The sequence below is a fragment of the Prevotella sp. LMAG:51 genome (assembly GCF_008680225.1).
Lineage (GTDB): Bacteria > Bacteroidota > Bacteroidia > Bacteroidales > Bacteroidaceae > Prevotella > Prevotella pectinovora.
The window spans coordinates 95,950-114,493 of record NZ_NALQ01000004.1 but is presented as its reverse complement, the minus strand read 5'-3'; the positions used below and the strand labels follow the sequence as shown (position 1 = coordinate 114,493).

General features: G+C 51.5%; 12 protein-coding genes. 8 read left to right on the top strand and 4 right to left on the bottom strand.

The features are described 5' to 3' along the window. Window positions 1–242: 242 nt before the first annotated feature. Entirely contained in the window at window positions 243–605 is a 363-nt protein-coding gene (gene crcB / locus CCC32_RS01635) for a fluoride efflux transporter CrcB (protein WP_022317454.1), read from the top strand. A gap of 144 nt (window positions 606–749) precedes the next feature. Here the strand turns inward: crcB and CCC32_RS01630 are convergent, their stop codons facing one another. After that, window positions 750–2,144 (bottom strand): MATE family efflux transporter, encoded by a 1,395-nt coding sequence (locus tag CCC32_RS01630; protein ID WP_022317453.1) that lies wholly within the window; start codon window positions 2,142–2,144, stop codon window positions 750–752. 390 nt (window positions 2,145–2,534) lie between these two features. On the opposite strand from CCC32_RS01630, the gene CCC32_RS01625 reads away from it, so the two are divergent. The 3 genes from CCC32_RS01625 (at window position 2,535) to CCC32_RS01615 (ending at window position 7,345) form a co-directional block, all read left to right on the top strand. Next, the gene (locus tag CCC32_RS01625; protein ID WP_287071811.1) at window positions 2,535–3,689 is read left to right on the top strand and encodes an N-acetyltransferase; all 1,155 of its coding nucleotides are present in this window, start codon (window positions 2,535–2,537) and stop codon (window positions 3,687–3,689) included. 79 nt (window positions 3,690–3,768) lie between these two features. Continuing rightward, entirely contained in the window at window positions 3,769–5,718 is a 1,950-nt protein-coding gene (locus CCC32_RS01620) for a DNA topoisomerase IV subunit B (protein WP_044074483.1), read from the top strand. A gap of 40 nt (window positions 5,719–5,758) precedes the next feature. Next, on the top strand, window positions 5,759–7,345 hold the full coding sequence (locus CCC32_RS01615; protein ID WP_082027922.1) for a S41 family peptidase: 1,587 nt from the start codon (window positions 5,759–5,761) through the stop codon (window positions 7,343–7,345). Window positions 7,346–7,516: 171 nt separating this feature from the next. Here the strand turns inward: CCC32_RS01615 and CCC32_RS01610 are convergent, their stop codons facing one another. Together CCC32_RS01610 and CCC32_RS01605 are read right to left on the bottom strand one after the other, a co-directional pair. Continuing rightward, window positions 7,517–8,071, bottom strand: coding sequence for an outer membrane protein (locus tag CCC32_RS01610; protein WP_042518421.1), 555 nt, complete (start codon window positions 8,069–8,071; stop codon window positions 7,517–7,519). 448 nt (window positions 8,072–8,519) lie between these two features. After that, on the bottom strand, window positions 8,520–9,842 hold the full coding sequence (locus CCC32_RS01605; RefSeq protein ID WP_044065083.1) for a DUF2851 family protein: 1,323 nt from the start codon (window positions 9,840–9,842) through the stop codon (window positions 8,520–8,522). Window positions 9,843–10,108: 266 nt separating this feature from the next. On the opposite strand from CCC32_RS01605, the gene CCC32_RS01600 reads away from it, so the two are divergent. Continuing rightward, a complete protein-coding gene (locus CCC32_RS01600; protein WP_287071803.1) occupies window positions 10,109–12,589 on the top strand; it encodes a bifunctional UDP-N-acetylmuramoyl-tripeptide:D-alanyl-D-alanine ligase/alanine racemase in 2,481 nt (826 codons plus the stop codon). Window positions 12,590–12,929: 340 nt separating this feature from the next. Beyond that, window positions 12,930–14,387 (top strand): MFS transporter, encoded by a 1,458-nt coding sequence (locus CCC32_RS01595; protein WP_287071802.1) that lies wholly within the window; start codon window positions 12,930–12,932, stop codon window positions 14,385–14,387. A 495-nt stretch (window positions 14,388–14,882) separates the two neighbouring features. Here the strand turns inward: CCC32_RS01595 and CCC32_RS01590 are convergent, their stop codons facing one another. Continuing rightward, window positions 14,883–15,101 carry a hypothetical protein gene (locus CCC32_RS01590; protein WP_287071800.1) on the bottom strand — a complete coding sequence of 73 codons (219 nt, stop codon included), beginning with the start codon at window positions 15,099–15,101 and terminating at the stop codon, window positions 14,883–14,885. Between the two features lie 458 nt (window positions 15,102–15,559). Here CCC32_RS01590 and CCC32_RS01585 point away from each other — a divergent pair, with 458 nt between their 5' ends. Both CCC32_RS01585 and folB read left to right on the top strand, forming a co-directional pair. Further along, window positions 15,560–18,109, top strand: coding sequence for an adenosylcobalamin-dependent ribonucleoside-diphosphate reductase (locus tag CCC32_RS01585; RefSeq protein WP_287071798.1), 2,550 nt, complete (start codon window positions 15,560–15,562; stop codon window positions 18,107–18,109). 14 nt (window positions 18,110–18,123) lie between these two features. Further along, window positions 18,124–18,510 carry a dihydroneopterin aldolase gene (gene folB / locus CCC32_RS01580; RefSeq protein ID WP_278840345.1) on the top strand — a complete coding sequence of 129 codons (387 nt, stop codon included), beginning with the start codon at window positions 18,124–18,126 and terminating at the stop codon, window positions 18,508–18,510. The last annotated feature ends 34 nt before the right edge of the window (window positions 18,511–18,544 follow it).

Sequence of the window (18,544 nt, the reverse complement as noted above, 5' to 3'; positions counted from 1 at the left end):
AATAAATACATATTTAAATTATTATTAACACAAAGCCTGTAAATGTAGTTAAAATCAGTGTGTTAGATTGTTAAGGCAGGTGTTGTCGGGGCGTTATCTTACAAGTTTTTTACATAAAATAAGCTTCGGCTAGGCAAAACATTCAAGCGAGCTTGATGATTTTGCACTCGCCTTGCATTATTTTTGCAGGATAGCGTAAAAGTGAATAACTTTGCAAGCCTATATGGTCAATTGAAAAAACAATGATAAAAAATATCCTTCTCGTGGCATTTGGCGGAGCCGTGGGTTCCGTGTTGCGCTATCTCGTTTCTAAATGGCTTCAAGAAGCATCGTCTGTGGCATTTCCCGTTGGCACGCTGGTCGTCAACGTGGTAGGCTGCCTCCTTATCGGACTCATCTATGGCGCATCTGACCGTTGGGGCATCAGCGGCGACATGCGGCTGCTGCTCACCGTAGGCTTCTGCGGCGGTTTCACCACCTTCAGCACATTCATGAACGAGAGCCTCTCGCTCATGCGTGCCGACAATCTGCTGTCCCTTGCTCTCTATGCCTCGCTCAGCGTAGGACTTGGATTGGTTGCCGTTTGGGCGGGCAGCAGGATATAACAGAACCCCCAAACGCCATGATTGACGTTTGGGGGTAAACTTACTGATGACTATTTGGAATTAAACTTACTGATGCTGATTTGTGGATAAACGTCCTAATAGCCGTTTGGGACTACTTTCTGATGACCGTTTGCTGTCCACTCGCTATGCAGCCAGAATCCCTTGTCCTCCATGCTCCAGCCGTGCCACCTGGCGCCGGAAGAAAATATAGTAGAGCACTCCAGCCACGGTGAGTCCCACGGGGAAGGCTCCCCATATTCCCATTATTCCGTATCCCATGTGTATGCCCAAGAGCCAGCTGCAAGGCAGCGACACTAACACGAAGGCAACGAAGGCGATGTAGACCATCGGCTGCACGTGGCCCGTGCCTCTCAGCGCATTGGCATAGCAGCATTGCATGCCGTCGCCAAACTGATACACTATCATTATCAGCGTGACATGGGCGCAGATTTCGGCTATCGTGGCGTCGTTGGCAAAGATGAATCCCGTTTCGTGGCGCAACAAGAACACCGGTATGCTCACCACGCATCCTATCATGCAGATGATGTGGAATCCGGCAGCCGTGACGCGTCGCAGTTCCGTGATGTCGTTCTGTCCCACGTAGAAGCTCACTCTCACCGACACAGCAGCGGCAATGCCGTAGTATATCATGAAGAACACCTGTGATACCGTGATCATCACCTGATGGGCAGCCAGTGCCGTGGTGCCGAGCCATCCCACCAACACTCCCGTCAGCGAGAACGCTGCCGACTCCATTCCCATTTGCAGCGACACGGGCCAGCTCTGCTTGCTCACCTGACGGAACGCTTCGCCGCTGAGACGCGCCTCTCTGAACGAACGGCTATATACCTTATATCTCTTTGAAATCATGAATATCGCGAATGCCACCACGAACATCATCACTCTGCTGAGCATAGTGCTGAGTCCGGCTCCGAGCAGTCCCAGTTCAGGCAGCGGACCGGGACCGTAGATGAGCAGGTAGTTGCCCACGATGTTGGCAACGTTGCCCGCCAGCAGGATATACATCGACATCTTGGTGTTGCCGATGGCGTCGTAGAACTGTTTGAACGAATTGAACCAGCAGACGAAAGGCACCGAAATCATGTTCACCATCAGATACGGTCTGACGAGCGGCAGCAGTTCCACAGGCTGCCCCAGCTTGTCAACGTTCAGATACACCGCCGTGAGCACACCGAGCAGAATGATGGAAGTGAGAGTGCCGGCAGCCAGTCCGTTTTTCATCACCGAACCAATCTTCTCCCTCTCGCCCCTTCCGAAGAGCTGACCCACCATTGGCGTCAGTCCGTAGCTGAATCCCAGTGCCAGCACGAGGATAATCGCCATTATCGTGTTTACGAAACTCGCAGCCGCCAGTTCCATCACACTATGGTGTCCCACCATCAGCGTGTCGGCAAATCCGAGGATTATGGTGCCCACCTGTCCCACGACGATAGGTATTCCGAGCGACAGCAACATACGGTAGTGGTAAGAATATTTGTTCTTCTGTTGAATGTTGATTTTTCTTTGTCCGGTTGTCATAAGTTTGGATTTAGGCTGCAAAGGTACTCTCTTTTCTCTGCATTCCAATATTATTTGTGCAAATACTTGGTACGGCGTCCGGATTTCAACCCATATCGGGCATTAGGGCTTGCTCGGATTTCTGCTATGCCGTTTCCCCTGCCGGCGGCAGGCTGGGATGATGCCGGCGGCAGCTGATGGGACGGCAGACAGGCCTTTAGTGCGAAAAGCAGGGCAAAATTTGTTACTTTCCACAAAAAACCGTAATTTTGCCTTCGTTTTAAAACAAGATTATATTATACACATGACAAGAAGGCTACCACATGGCACCACTCACTTGAGGGATGCCAACGATGTGGTTTTGTCTTCAGCGCAAACACATGTGGAGAGTTAACTTGAGTATTATTGAATATGTCATCAATAGAAATAAGAAAAGTCAGCACGAAAGCAGACCTGAAGGCGTTCATCGACTTCCATTACGACATGTATGAGGGCAGTCCGTACGACGCCCCCAACCTGTTCAGCGACGAAATGAACACGCTGAGCAAAGACAAGAATGCAGCCTTTGAGTTCTGCGAGGCAGAATATTATATGGCGTTCGACAAGGCGACGGGAAAGATGGTGGGCCGCGTGGCTGCCATCATAAACCACAAGGCAAACAAGAAGTGGGAAAGAAACGACGTGCGCTTCGGATGGATAGACTTCGTCGACGACATCAACGTGTCGGGGGCGCTCCTCTCTGCCGTGGAGCAATACGGCAGGGAGAAGGGTATGACACACGTGGTGGGACCGCTCGGATTCACCGATATGGACCCCGAGGGAATGCTCACCATGGGATTCGACCAGCTCGGCACCATGGCGACGATATACAACTACGACTATTACCCCAAACACATGGAGAGGCTCGGCGGATTCGAGAAAGACAACGACTACGTGGAGTTCAAGCTCTTCGTGCCTAAGACCGTGCCGGAGAAATACGCCAAGGTGGCTTCTCTCATAGAGAAACGCTATAACCTGCACGTGAAGAAACTCACCAAACGGGAAATCTTCGAAGAGGGCTACGGCAGACGAATATTCGAGATCATAAACGAGACCTTCGCCGGACTATATGGGTATTCGGAACTGACCGACAAGCAGATAGAACAATACATAGGTATGTATTTCCCGATGGCAGACCTCGACCTCATCACGCTGATAGAGGACTGGAACGCCGACAAGAAAATCGTGGGAGTGGGCATCACGCTGCCGTCGCTTGCCAAGGCACTGCAGAAATGCCGCAGAGGCAGACTCACACCGTTCGGATGGTGGCACATCCTCAGAGCCCTCAAGTTCGGACACACCAAGATAGTGGACCTGCTGCTCGTGGGCATACTGCCCGAATACCGTGCCAAGGGAGCCAACTCGCTCCTCTTTGCCGATCTCATCCCGAGATACGTGGAGCGCGGATATGAATGGGGAGAGACACATGTGGAGATGGAGGCAAACGACAAAGTGCAGAGCCAGTGGCAGTATCTCGACTGTGAAAACCACAAGAGGCGCCGCTGCTATATCAAGGAGATAAAGTAATGCCTGTAGCCCTGTTCCTTCCTCCAGAGGTAAGGTCAGGGATTGGGAAACCAACCCGTCAACCCGTAAAACATCAACCATGAGCGAAATCAATATAGAAAACCAAGAACAACAAGAACCACAAGAACCACAGGTGCAATACACCGATGAAAGCATCCGACACCTTTCCGACATGGAGCACATACGCACACGTCCCGGAATGTATATCGGAAGACTCGGTGACGGTTCACTGCCAGAAGACGGCATCTACGTGCTGCTCAAAGAGGTGGTGGACAACTCCATCGACGAGTTCCGCATGAACCAAGGCAAACGCATAGAGGTGGACATCGACGAACACCTCCGCGTAAGCGTGCGCGACTACGGACGAGGCATTCCGCAGGGGAAACTCGTAGAGGCGGTGAGCATGCTAAACACGGGAGGAAAATACGACTCAAAGGCGTTCAAGAAAAGCGTGGGACTCAACGGAGTGGGTATAAAGGCTGTAAACGCCCTGAGCCTGAACTTCGAGGTGAAATCGTATCGCGACGGCAAGGTGAGAGCCCTGACATTCGAGAGGGGAGAGCTGAAGACCGACGTCGCAGAGGATACTACCGACGAGAACGGAACATACATCTACTTCGAGCCAGACGCCAAGCTCTTCAAGAACTACTCCTTCCACGACGACATCATAGAGACGATGCTCCGTAACTACACCTACCTGAACACGGGACTCGCCATAATGTATAACGGCAGACGGATACTGAGCCGCAACGGACTCAAAGACCTGCTCAACGACACGATGACCACAGACGGATTGTATCCCATCGTGCATCTCAAGGGCGAAGACATCGAAATCGCCTTCACACACACCGGACAGTATGGAGAGGAATACCACTCATTCGTAAACGGACAGCATACCACACAGGGCGGTACACACCAGAGCGCATTCAAGGAGCATCTGGCAAAGACGATAAAGGAGTTCTTCAACAAGAACTTTGAATATACCGACATCCGCAACGGACTCGTAGGAGCCATCGCCATCAATGTGGAGGAGCCGATGTTTGAGAGCCAGACCAAGATAAAGCTCGGTTCGCAGACCATGAGCCCCGACGGAGTGACCGTGAACAAATATGTGGGCGACTTCATAAAGACAGAAGTGGACAACTTCCTCCACCGCAATGCCGACGTGGCAGAGGTGATGCTCCAGAAGATACAGTCGAGCGAAAAGGAACGCAAGGCGATGGCCGGAGTGACAAAGCTGGCAAGGGAGAGGGCGAAGAAAGCCAACCTGCATAACAGGAAACTCCGCGACTGCCGCATACACTTCAGCGACGTGAAAGACGACCGCAAGGAGGAGAGCGCCATATTCATCACCGAGGGAGACTCGGCAAGCGGAAGCATCACGAAGAGCCGCGACGTGAACACACAGGCGGTGTTCTCGCTCAGAGGAAAACCTCTGAACTCCTTCGGACTGACGAAGAAGGTGGTGTATGAAAACGAGGAGTTCAACCTGCTGCAGGCTGCCCTCGACATAGAGGACGGACTCGACACGCTGAGATACAACAAGGTGATTGTGGCGACGGATGCCGATGTGGACGGAATGCACATCCGACTGCTCATCATCACGTTCTTCCTGCAGTTCTTCCCCGATCTGATAAAGAAGGGACACGTGTTCGTGTTGCAGACACCTCTGTTCCGTGTGAGAAACAAGAAGACGAAGATAAAGTCGAAGGCTGTGAAGGCTACGGCAACGGGAAAGGGAGATTTCGTGACCCGCTACTGCTACACCGAAGAGGAGCGCCTCGACGCAATACAGGAACTGGGACCAGATCCGGAGATAACACGATTCAAAGGACTCGGAGAGATCAGTCCCGACGAGTTCAAGAACTTCATCGGACCCGAGATGCGCCTCGAACAGGTCACGCTGCACAAGACGGACCAGGTGCATAAGCTCCTGCAATATTATATGGGAAAGAACACACCGGAGCGTCAGAACTTCATCATAGACAACCTCGTGATAGAAGAAGACAGACCGGAGGAAGAAGAATAACGGTATGGTAGAGAAACATGACAGACTAAAGCGAAATACAATGAAAAGAAACATTTATTGCTTGATATGCCTCGCCATGGCAATGTTTGCCATCGGGGCTTCGGCACAGTTGCAGGTGAGGATGGACAAAGACAGTCCGATGCGTAAATTGCAGCTCGCCGAGATGCTCGTCACCAATTTCTATGTAGACTCCGTAGACGAGAACAAACTCGTGGAGGACGCCATCAGAGGAATGCTCGACAAGCTCGATCCGCACTCCTCATACACCACACCGAAGGAGACGAAGCAGATGAACGAGTCGCTGCAGGGAAACTTCGACGGCATCGGAGTGCAGTTCAACATGGTGGAAGATACTCTGCTCGTAATCCAGACCATTGCCAAAGGACCGTCGCAGAAGGCAGGCATCGTGGCCGGCGACCGCATCGTGGCGGTAAACGACACGGCGATATCAGGAGTGAAGATGCCGCGCGACCAGATTATGATGAGGCTGCGCGGACCGAAGGGCACTATGGTGAAACTCTCTGTGGTGAGGCGCGAAGTGGCAGACACGCTGACCTTCAACGTGAAGCGTGACAAGATTCCGGTGAAGAGCCTCGACGCATCGTATATCATCCGTCCGGGAGTGGGATACATACGCATCGGCAGTTTCGGAGCCACTACATACGATGAGTTCATGACTGCCGTAAACAAACTGAAGGCTGCGGGAATGAAAGACCTCATTCTCGACTTGCAGGACAATGGCGGCGGATATCTGCAGGCGGCGGTGAAGATAGCCAACGAATTCCTGCCCAAAGACGACATCATAGTATATGCCAACGGACTGAAATCCTCGAGAATGGACTATCGTGCCAACGGGTCAGGCAAGCTGCTCGACGGCAAGGTGGTGGTGCTCGTGAATGAGTTCACGGCATCGGCATCCGAGATCGTGTCGGGAGCCATGCAGGACAACGACCGAGGTATGGTGGTGGGCAGACGCACCTTCGGTAAGGGACTCGTGCAGAGACCCTTCGACATGCCCGACGGTTCGATGATACGCCTCACCATCGCCCATTACTACACTCCTACAGGCCGCTGCATACAGAAGCCATACAAGAAGGGCGACCAGAAAGACTATGCCATGGAACTGGACAAGCGACTGAAGCATGGCGAGCTGATGAATGCCGACAGCATACACTTCGCCGACTCGCTGAAGTTCTACACCCTGCGCAAACACCGTGTGGTATATGGCGGTGGAGGAATCATGCCAGACTATTTTGTGCCTCTCGACACGATGACATACACCAAGTATCACCGTCAGCTCGTGGCAAAGGGAATGGTGACCGACGCCGTGCTCCGCTTCATCGACAACAACAGGAAGTCGCTAAAGCGCAAATACACGGATTTCAGTAAGTTTGAGGCAGAATACCAGGTTCCGGAGTCGCTTATTGCCGACATCAGGGAGAGAGGAGAGAAGAAGGATGTGAAGCCGAAAGACAACGAGGAACTGAAACTCACCTTGCCCCGCCTTGCCACTCAGGTGAAGGCTCTTGTGGCGCGCGACATCTGGGATATGGACGAATATTTCCAGATTGTCAACGAGACGAGCGACATCGTGAAGAAAGGACTGGAAACGATAGAGAAGATGTAGTGACAATTATCACAAACGCAACAATGGCTGTATCATCAAGCCTTGATGATACAGCCATTGCTATATTTGCTCTATGGCGATTTCCGTTTCTGATATCCAAAGACTATGATGGGATAACAACAGATGTCGGTTGGAATACATTCGGAATGCCACCATCGTCAGAGACGAGGATTAGAAGTTGTAGATAACGCCGAACTTCAGATCGTTAGTGTTGAAGTGGAAACCGAAACCTTTCTCTCCGTAAGGATGACCGCCCACACCCTTTAAGTCAGGGTCATCGTTGTCGCGGTAGCCCAGGAAACCGAGAGCAGCGATGAAGTCAACGCTCTTTGTGAGGCTGACCTTCACACCTGGTGTCACACCAATCTGCCATGCATTGTAGCTGTCGCTTTCCTCGCCGTCATACTTAGCCTTGTAAGTGTTGATAGCGAAACCTGCATCCAGAAGGAATGAAACAGGACCTGCCTTGGCTGCTGTGTAGCGTGCGAATGGAGCAGCGCCAACACCATTTACCTTCAGTCCGTCATAATAGTTGTAGTCGTAGTCGAACTCCAAGCCGATTGCCCACTTGTTTGTGATGTTGTAGCCCACCTGAGGAGCAACTGTGAATGATGTATGGTTGTCTTCGTAGTTACGCCAGAAACCAACTTCACCACCTACAAAAACCTGTGCGTTGGCAGCCACTGTCATGACAAGTGCTACCAAAGTCATAAAAATCTTTCTCATGTTTTCTTTCCTTTTTGGTTATAAATATTGTTGTTGTCTTTGTTCCTTGATTTTACACTTCAGCCCGTATTGACTTAGCTCTTCAGCTCGTGTCGATTTAGCTCTTTAATTCGTATTTACTTGACCTCCTGTTGTCTTGCTTTGTCCGTTTTACTAACAGCATCGAATTACTTTAACGAACCATATTCCGCTCCTTTTGCGAACCTCAATTTGTCTCTTTGACGAATTGCAAAGTGTTATTTACTGATGCAAAGAAAAACATTTGTGTTCTAAATACCAACGTTTTATCTATAAAAATGCCATGCATTAGGAATTTTTAAAGACTATTACGGAACAAGTGAACAATCCGCTTGTCTGATTACCTCATTATATATTACTCCTGCCAGTGACTTTTTATTGTAGTCAGTAGGATGTCGCTTGACAAAATGTTTACTGATTGCAGCCGCTCCTATCCTTTTTCTTCTTTCACGAACCATCCGTTGCGTTTTATGTATTCGTAGCCGAAACGGCAGCGCAGACAGTCGCGGCGGTCGCAGTATTCCTTTTTCAGTTGCACGATGGCCTGGCTGTCGGCGGCGGTCTCTATCTCCAGTCCGCATTCCTTCCACATCCTTATGATGCTGTTGTCCTCAGCCTTCAGTTCTTCGAGCAGCCGGAAGGCTCGGTCGGTGAGCGTCTCGTCGCCCTTGTGTCTGCCGTAGGCAAAGAGGATAGGGATGGCGGTGTTGAGGATGAGCACTCTGACAGACTGCTTTGACAGCTGCTTTGCCGACTTCTTGCCTTCCGCCCCGAAGGAGTAGTGGGTCTCCCAATATGGAGTGACGTGGGTGGCAAACAGGTCTGACATCTCGTCGACGCTGCGACATTCTATCAGTTGACTCAGATTTGAGCGCCGGTTGTAATAGAGGTTTGCGAGCTGTGAAATCCTGATGTTAGGGAAGTTCTGCGGACGGAGTCTCAGGAATTTCCATTCCGTCGCCGACATCTGTTCCAGGTGGAATTTGTGGTTCAGATATGAGTATTCCCGTCTCAGCTTGGTCAGATAAATGTCGTTTGCCGCCTCTTTGCGGTGTCGCTGCGGAATAGCCTGTTCGTCGAGCAGTCCAGCCTGTCCCAGGAATATCGCCTCTATCTGGAATATGTCGTCGCGGTGGTGGGCCACACTCTGCAGCGACAGCGTGGCAGCCCATTTCTCAAAAGCCTCGCCGTTCACTCCGAAGCCGAAGTTGCGTGCGAGCGTCATGAAGTATGCGTCTTCCCACGATCCGTTTCTCTCCTTCACTCTCCTGCTTATCGCCTCCGTCTTCTGCTCCAGGCGTTCCGTCTGCAGAGCGCTCATCCAGCTGTGTACAGTCAGTTTCTGCAACTGTCCTATCACTTCGTGGCAAGGCGGGAAGCGGTCCTCTCTCAGCAGTCTGGAGTAGTTTGCCGTCACATATTCCGGCACGTCCATCTGCATCTGTCGCATCGTTTCGCCCCGGCTGCTTCTCACCGGCATGTCGTCTTCGCCCACCACGTGAAGAATCACGTTGTCGTATGCCTCGTCCTTGTCGTGGCCATGCAGAAACCAGTCAGACGCCTTGTCGTGAATCTCCACATTGCCAACCCACAGCATCCCGTCCACCTTTATTTTCGCATTGAAGAAGTCAGGTCCGGCGTTGCGGTTGTGGAGTCCCGGGTCAATCACCTCCACCGTCTCTCCCTTGTTCGTGGTCATCCGGTGTAGCGGATACATCCTGTGGCGCCAAATATAATGAAGAAGAATTTCCATCGTGTTTCTCTGTTTGCTGTCAAGTCATGTCGTCATGACTGGCTTGGGATTTATAATCACCTGCGAAGATAACAAAAATCATTGAAATGTCGTCATCCCATAGCAAAAATCAGTTTTTTTTGTCTCCCGGCGAGATAAATTCCACAAATCATGCGTGTTCTGAAAAATATCCGTATATTTGCAAATACAAATTGCAAATATAACAAGCATGGGCCAGTGGTCATGCCATTCTGGCCCGTTGTCGTTTTAATCAAGAATCAACAGCAATGACTTATTCAATTGAAAAAGTAACGACATTGATAGGGGCGCGTAGATATGGAGACCAAGCCGCCAACATCGGCTTTCTGCTCACCGACAGCCGTTCCCTCTGTTTCCCTGAGGAAACGTTGTTCTTTGCCCTCAAGTCCGGCCGTCGCAATGGCCATGAGTTCATACCCGACCTTTATCGTCGAGGAGTGAGAAACTTTGTTGTGGACGCATTGCCACAAGACTATGCCACCACTTATCCAGGTTCCAATTTCCTCAAGGTAATCAGTCCGCTCGAAGCGCTGCAGCGCCTTGCCGAGCGCCATCGCGACGAGTTCAACATCCCCGTCGTGGGCGTAACGGGCAGCAACGGCAAGACCATTGTCAAGGAGTGGCTCTATCAGTTGCTCTCTCCGTCGCTCAGCGTCACGCGCAGTCCTCGTAGCTACAATTCCCAGATTGGCGTTCCGCTCTCCGTCTGGCTGCTCGGCGAGCAGTCGCAGGTGGGAGTATTCGAGGCAGGCATCAGCCAGCCCGGCGAGATGCAGGCACTGCGCAACATCATACAGCCCACCATCGGCGTGATAACCAATATCGGCAGTGCCCATCAGGAGAATTTTCCTTCTATGGAAGCCAAGGTGGACGAGAAGCTCGACCTCTTCCGCGACGCCAGCGTGATAGTATATCCCGGCGACAGCAAGGAGATAGCCAGCCGAGTGGGCGAAAGGTCGTTCAAGGGCGACCACCTGTGGTGGTCGGTTGCCGACGCCAATGCTCCGCTATATATAAAGAATGTGGAGAAGGGAGAGACCTCCACCACCGTTACCTATATATATAATAAGGTTGGCAGGGAATGTCAGTACACCCTGCCTTTCATCGACGAGGCATCCATCGAGAATTCCATCACCTGCTGCGCCGTATGCCTATCGCTCGGTATTTCTGCCGCCGACATCGCCGGGAGAATGCCGAAGCTGGAGGCTGTCGCCATGCGACTGGAGGTGAAGCAGGGCCAGCATGGCTGCACGCTCATCAACGATTCCTACAATTCCGACATCAACTCTCTCGACATAGCCCTCGACTTCATCAGTCGCCGTCCCGACCATAAGGGCCGTCGCCGCACACTGATTCTCAGCGACATCCTGCAGAGCGGAATGACGCGCGACCAGCTTTATGCAGAGGTGTCAGAACTATGCGTCAAGAGGGGAGTGGAGAAATTCATCGGTGTGGGTCCCGACCTCATGGCAGAGGCAGACAGAATCGGGGTGGGGGAGAAATACTTCTTCCCCGACAGTCAGACCTTCATCAAGAGTCCCGTCTTCAGCACACTCCGCGATGAGGTGATACTCATAAAGGGAGCGCGCGCCTTCGGTTTCGACGGCATCAGCGAACTTCTGGAGCAGAAGGTGCATGAAACCATCCTTGAGGTGAACCTCCAGGCAGTGGTAGACAATCTCAACTACTACCGCTCTTATATGAAGCCCGAGACCAAGCTCGTATGCATGGTTAAGGCAAATGCCTATGGCAGTGGAGCGGTGGAGGTGGCAAAGACATTGCAGGACCACCGTGTGGACTATCTCGCCGTTGCCGTTGCCGACGAGGGAGTGACGCTCCGCAAAAACGGAATCACGAGCAATATCATGATAATGAATCCGGAGATGACGGCATTCAAGACGATGTTCGACTATGACCTCGAACCTGAGGTCTACAGTTTCCGTCTGCTCGACGCCCTTGTCAAGGCTGCCCGGCGCGAGGGAATCACGGGCTACCCCGTACACATAAAGCTCGACACCGGAATGCACCGTCTCGGCTTCAACCCCAAGACCGACATTGACGAACTGATACATCGTCTGCAGTCGCAGAACGCCATCATCCCCCGTTCTGTGTTCTCGCATTTCGTGGGTTCCGACAGTGACGACTTCGACAATTTCTCAAAGATGCAGTTCGACCTCTTCGATGAGGCGAGCAGCAAGCTTCAGGCAGCGTTTCCCCACAAGATCCTGCGCCATATCTGCAACTCTGCCGGCATCGAACACTTCCCAGAACGCCAGCTTGATATGTGTCGTCTCGGTCTCGGACTATATGGCATCGACAGTCGCGACAACCATATACTGAACAATGTGAGCACTCTGAAAACCACCATCCTGCAATTGCGTGATGTGCCGAAGGAGGAGACAGTGGGCTATAGCCGCAAGGGGCACCTGACGCGCGACAGCCGCATCGCAGCCATTCCGATAGGATATGCCGACGGACTGAACCGCCACCTGGGCCGTGGCAACTGCTACTGTCTGGTGAACGGACAGAAGGCTCCTTATGTTGGCAACATCTGCATGGACGTGGCGATGATCGACGTCACTGGCATACCGTGCAAGGAGGGTGACACAGTGGAAATCTTCGGCGACCATCTGCCAGTGACAGTTCTCTCCGATGTACTCGACACCATCCCATACGAGGTGCTCACCAGTGTGTCAGACCGCGTGAAGAGGGTGTACTACCAGGATTGATATCTTAACCCCAACGGTCATTTCGCCTGTATTCTCACAGTCAGGCAATACGGTTGCCATAAAGGATGGCAAGAAATACATGAACAGATAACATAAAGACAAAACTTTGTTGCTTCCGTCAGCATTCCGATTCACAATGCGAATGCTGGCGGATTTTCTTTTTATCAGTGTCAGGCGATTCTCATTTCTTTTTGGAACAGGGAAAGGAGAAACAGATTGATGCGATGATTACGGATTAATACTGTTTGTTTTCTTTTTTATTGATTTTTTTGCGGAAAGAAGAAAAAAAACGCTATCTTTGCAGACTAGAACAAACAATATTAATCTTATATTAAAACAAATGGCTTCAATACAAACTACTAAGATGTCCAACTTCCGTTGGGTGATTTGTGCTTTGCTGTTTTTGGCAACTACTGTCAACTACATGGACCGTCAGGTTCTGTCGCTGACATGGAAAGACTTTATCGCTCCAGAATTCCACTGGACCGACGATGATTACGGAACGATAACCGGTTGGTTCTCAATCTTCTACGCTGTATGCAACCTCTTCGCAGGTAAGTTCGTAGACTGGATGGGAACAAAGAAGGGCTACCTCATCGCCATCTTCGTATGGTCTACAGGTGCCGTTCTCCACGCCCTCTGCGGTGAGGCAGCTATGCTCATCGAGGGATACGACTCTATAGAAGCCCTGCGTCTTGTGCAGGCAGGTTCCGATGCTGCCGTGGCAATCGCCACCGTCAGCGTATGGCTCTTCCTCTCATGCCGCCTCGTGCTGGCAGCCGGTGAGGCAGGCAACTTCCCTGCTGCCGTGAAGGTTACGGCAGAATACTTCCCAAAGAAAGACCGCGCTTTCGCCACTTCAATCTTCAACAGCGGAGCTTCAGTAGGAGCCCTCGCCGCACCTGCCACCATTCCGTTGCTCGCCAACGCCTGGGGCTGGGAGATGGCATTCGTGGTGATCGGTGTGCTCGGTTATATATGGATGGGCCTCTGGATATGGCTCTATGACAAACCACGCAAGAGCAAGTTCACCAACACTGCCGAGCTTTCATACATCGAGCAGGACGATGAAGAGGAGAAAGCTGCCGCCGAGTCAGAAGAGGAACACACTGAGGAGAAGACAATCGGATTCCTCAAGTGCTTCACCTTTCCACAGACATGGTCGTTTATCGTGGGCAAGTTCATGACCGACGGCGTATGGTGGTTCTTCCTCTTCTGGGCTCCGGCATACTTCTCGGATGTTTACGGCTACACCTCAGACAGTCCGATGGCTATTGCCCTCATCTTCACACTCTACGCCATCGTTACGGTGTTGAGCATCGGCGGCGGTTACCTCCCCACATATTTCGTTGACAAGAAGGGAATGAATCCATACATTGGCCGTATGCGTGCCATGTTGATATTCGCATGCTTCCCGTTGCTCGGTCTTATCGCCCAGCCAATGGGAGAAATCAGCGCATGGTGGGTGGCAATCATCATCGGATTTCTCGGCGCAGGCCATCAGGCATGGTCAGCCAACCTCTATTCCACCATCGGCGACATGTTCCCTAAGTCTACAATCGCCACAATCACCGGTATCGGTGCCATGGCAGGAGGTATCGGCTCGTTCCTCATCAACAAGGGTTCAGGTATGCTCTTCACCTATGCCGAGAACGCTGCACAGTTCAACTTCATGGGCTTCGAGGGCAAGAAGGGCGGCTACATGATCGTGTTCTGCATCTGTGCCGTGGCATACCTCATCGGATGGGTTATCATGAAGATCCTCGTGCCGAAATACAAGCCAATCGTAGTGGACTGATGATAAATAGCGGAACCTCCTGACCGCAAGCAGTTCTGGAATATTACAATGAACTGCCTGATGGCCGTTTGGGGATAATCCGCAGTCAGACAACACGTGTCTGGCATACAGATAAACCCAAAACGGTCATTAGGCCGTTCAATTTAGTATTTTAATACTGCTTGCTGTCTTTTGCTTTTTATAAGGCGTCTTTTGTCTGTTTTTAATTCGCAATAGCCTGCTATTACTCATTAAAAGCCAAACAAAATCTATCCTTCAAAAAAACAAAATCCATGCAAGCCCTAACGACCGATTTGGGATAAAAAACAGCTGTAAGTTCTTCGAGTAAAGCGACTCTGGACTTACAACTGTTTTTTTTATGCCGAATGTTCTTGTTCTTTTTCGGAAAGGAGATGTGCGGTGTTGTTTTTCCGGGAAATCTCTTGCATACAACACCAGGACAGACTCAACACCTTCGTGTCAAGGGAGGAGCAAAGGCCGCTACCGCAACCAACCTCAGAAAAGCCAGTTGCTTGCCACGCATGCAATGATGATGATTGCAGCAAGAATAGAAAGTGTGACGAAGAGAACACGGGAAATCATCTTGCGCCTCTTTCTCACTCTTAAAGATTGCTGCTTGAAAGATTCAGTATCGTCCTTATGATGCCTATGGTGGTGATGGTGGACGTGTTCGTGATAGTGATGTCCGATGGTAGCTTTAGTATTTATGTTCATTGACTTAATATTTTTTTTGACCGTCCATTGTCAGCGACAAGGTCACATTGAGGGAAATAATAGTAGTTATAATAGTTCGTGCAGCTTGTGGAACCATCCGTCCCTCCATGCTTGCATTGCGCTTCCGTGTATGGAAACATATTTACACTGTTGCAAAAGTAATGAATAATTCCGATATAAATAGGTGACGTGTTTTCATTAACGTTTTTTATATTTCCGTCATCCATCTCCGCTGCATCTCAATGCCGTTGGGAAACACGGCATGAAAGCCCTCCGGCGGACAATCCTCATGGCAATGATGTGGCATTAACTTTCTCAATCTTTCTTTCCGTATATCCGCAAAAGTCATTAACTTTGCATCCGTTGCGCCGTTTTCTCCATACTGCCGGAACAACCTTCTGGAGTTCGGAGCGGAGCATCAGAGTTTTGATAACAGACTATTCTACCTAATTGCAAAAATGGAAAAAAATAAGACTTATACCTTTGACGAGGCCTTTCGTGCCTCTATGGAATATTTTGGCGGAGACGAACTTGCCGCAAGAGTGTGGGCCAACAAGTATGCGCTGAAAGACAGTTACGGCAATATCTTCGAACAGACGCCGACAGACATGCACTGGCGTATCGCCCGTGAAGTGGCGAGGATAGAAAACCACTATCCCAATCCGCTCACAGAGCAGCAGGTGTTCGAACTGCTCGACCACTTCCGCTATATCGTGCCGGCAGGCAGTCCGATGACCGGCATCGGCAACGACCACCAGGTGGCATCGCTCTCAAACTGCTTCGTGATAGGTCTCGACGGCGACGCCGACTCCTATGGCGCCGTGATGCTCATGGACGAGGAGCAGGTGCAGCTGATGAAACGCCGCGGCGGAGTGGGCCACGACCTTTCGCAGCTCCGTCCGAAGGGCACTCCGGTGAACAACTCTGCACTCACCTCAACAGGTGTCGTGCCATTCATGGAGCGCTTTAGCAATTCCACACGCGAGGTGGCACAAGACGGCCGCCGCGGAGCCCTGATGCTCTCTATCAGCGTGAAGCATCCCGACAGCGAGGCGTTTATCGACGCCAAGATGCAGGAAGGTAAGATTACAGGTGCCAACGTGTCGGTGAAACTCGACGACGAGTTCATGCAGTGCGCTATAGATGGCAAGGAATACACACAGAAATTCCCTATCGACAGCGATGCGCCGATAGTGACTAAGAAGGCAGACGCCAAGAAACTGTGGGAGAAAATAGTACACAACGCATGGAAGAGTGCCGAACCGGGAGTGCTCTTCTGGGACACCATACTCCGTGAGAGCATCCCCGACTGCTATGCCGACCTCGGATTCCGCACGGTGTCTACAAACCCATGCGGAGAGATACCGCTCTGTCCGTATGACTCATGCCGACTGCTCTCGGTGAATCTCTATTCATACGTGGTGAACCCATTCACACCGGAGGCATACTTCGACTTCGACCTCTTCAAAAAACACGTGGCGCTGGCACAGCGCATCATGGACGACATCGTGGACATGGAGATGGAGAAGATAGACAAGATAATAGAAAAGGTGAAGAGCGACCCTCAGGCAGATGTGGTGAAGGAGACAGAGCTGCATCTCTGGCAGAAGATAAAGCGCAAGAGCGCCATGGGACGCCGCACGGGAGTGGGAATCACTGCCGAGGGCGACATGCTGGCTGCCATGAACCTGCGCTACGGCACTCAGGAGGCGACAGACTTCTCAGTGGAGGTACACAAGACGCTTGCCCTCGCCGCCTACCGTTCGTCGGTGGTGATGGCAAAGGAGCGCGGAGCCTTCGAGGTGTACGACTCAGAGAGGGAGAAGAACAATCCGTTCATCAACCGCATCCGTGAGGCAGATCCGGAACTCTATGCCGACATGCTGAAATATGGCCGCCGCAACATCGCATGCCTCACCATCGCCCCGACAGGAACAACCAGTCTGATGACCCAGACCACAAGCGGCATCGAACCGGTGTTCATGCCCGTATACAAGCGCCGCCGCAAGGTGAACCCTACGGACACCGACGTACACGTGGACTTCGTTGACGAGTCAGGCGACTCGTTCGAGGAATTCATCGTCTTCCACCATAAGTTCCTGACATGGATGAAGATTAACGGCTACGACACCGAGAAACGATATACCCAGGAGGAACTCGACCAGCTCGTGGAGAAATCGCCATATTATAAGGCCACGGCAAACGATGTGGACTGGCTCATGAAGGTGCGTATGCAGGGAGCGATACAGAAATGGGTGGACCACAGCATCAGCGTGACCATCAATCTGCCGAACAACGTGGACGAGCAGCTCGTAAACCGTCTCTATGTGGAAGCATGGCGTTCGGGCTGCAAGGGATGCACGGTGTATCGCGACGGATCACGTTCGGGAGTGATGATTGCCGTGGAGAAGAAAGACAAGAAGAAAGCGGAGGAGAAGCATATCTGCGAACCGCCTACCGTGACAGAGGTGCGCCCCAAGGAACTGGAATGCGACGTGGTGCGATTCCAGAACAACAAGGAGAAGTGGGTGGCATTCGTAGGTCTGCTCGACGGATACCCATACGAGATATTCACCGGTCTTCAGGACGACGAGGAGGGAATCTCGCTGCCAAAGAGCGTGAACAAGGGAAAGATCATCAAGAAGATAGACGAAAACGGAAAGAAACGCTACGACTTCCAGTTTGAGAACAAGCGCGGCTACAAGACCACCGTTGAAGGACTGTCAGAGAAGTTCAACCCCGAATACTGGAACTACGCCAAGCTCATCTCCGGCGTGTTGCGCTACCGCATGCCTATTGCCAACGTGATAAAGCTTGTGGGCCAGCTCCAGATGGACAGCCAGAGCATCAACACATGGAAGATAGGAGTGGAGAGAGCCCTCAAGAAATATATAGTAGACGGAACGGAGGCAAAGGGACAGAAATGTCCGGTCTGCGGTCAGGAGACACTCGTATACCAGGAGGGATGCCTCATCTGCAAGAACTGCGGATCATCACGTTGCGGATAATCCATAAAAGCCCCATGATGAGACTCACACAAGGAAAGATATTCATCAAAGACATGCGTTTCTACGCCCGTCATGGCGTGTTGCCGCAAGAGACGCTCACCGGCGGAGACTTTCTCGTCTCCGTCGAGGCGGTCTGCGGGCTGCAGCGTGCCACAGAGACCGACGACGTGGCAGACACGCTGAACTATGCCGACATCCACAGAATGGTGAAAGAAGAGATGGCAGTGCCCTCGAAACTCATCGAACACGTGGCAGGAAGGATAGGCAGACGCATACTCAGCGAGATGCCCCAGATAGAAGAACTGACAGTCAGCGTGACCAAAGAAAACCCTCCGATGGGGGCTGACAGCAGGGGTGCAGGTGTTCAGTTGCACTGGAGAAATGACGAAAAAGACAACTAAATGTTCAATATTCCGCATTTTTGTTATCAAAGAC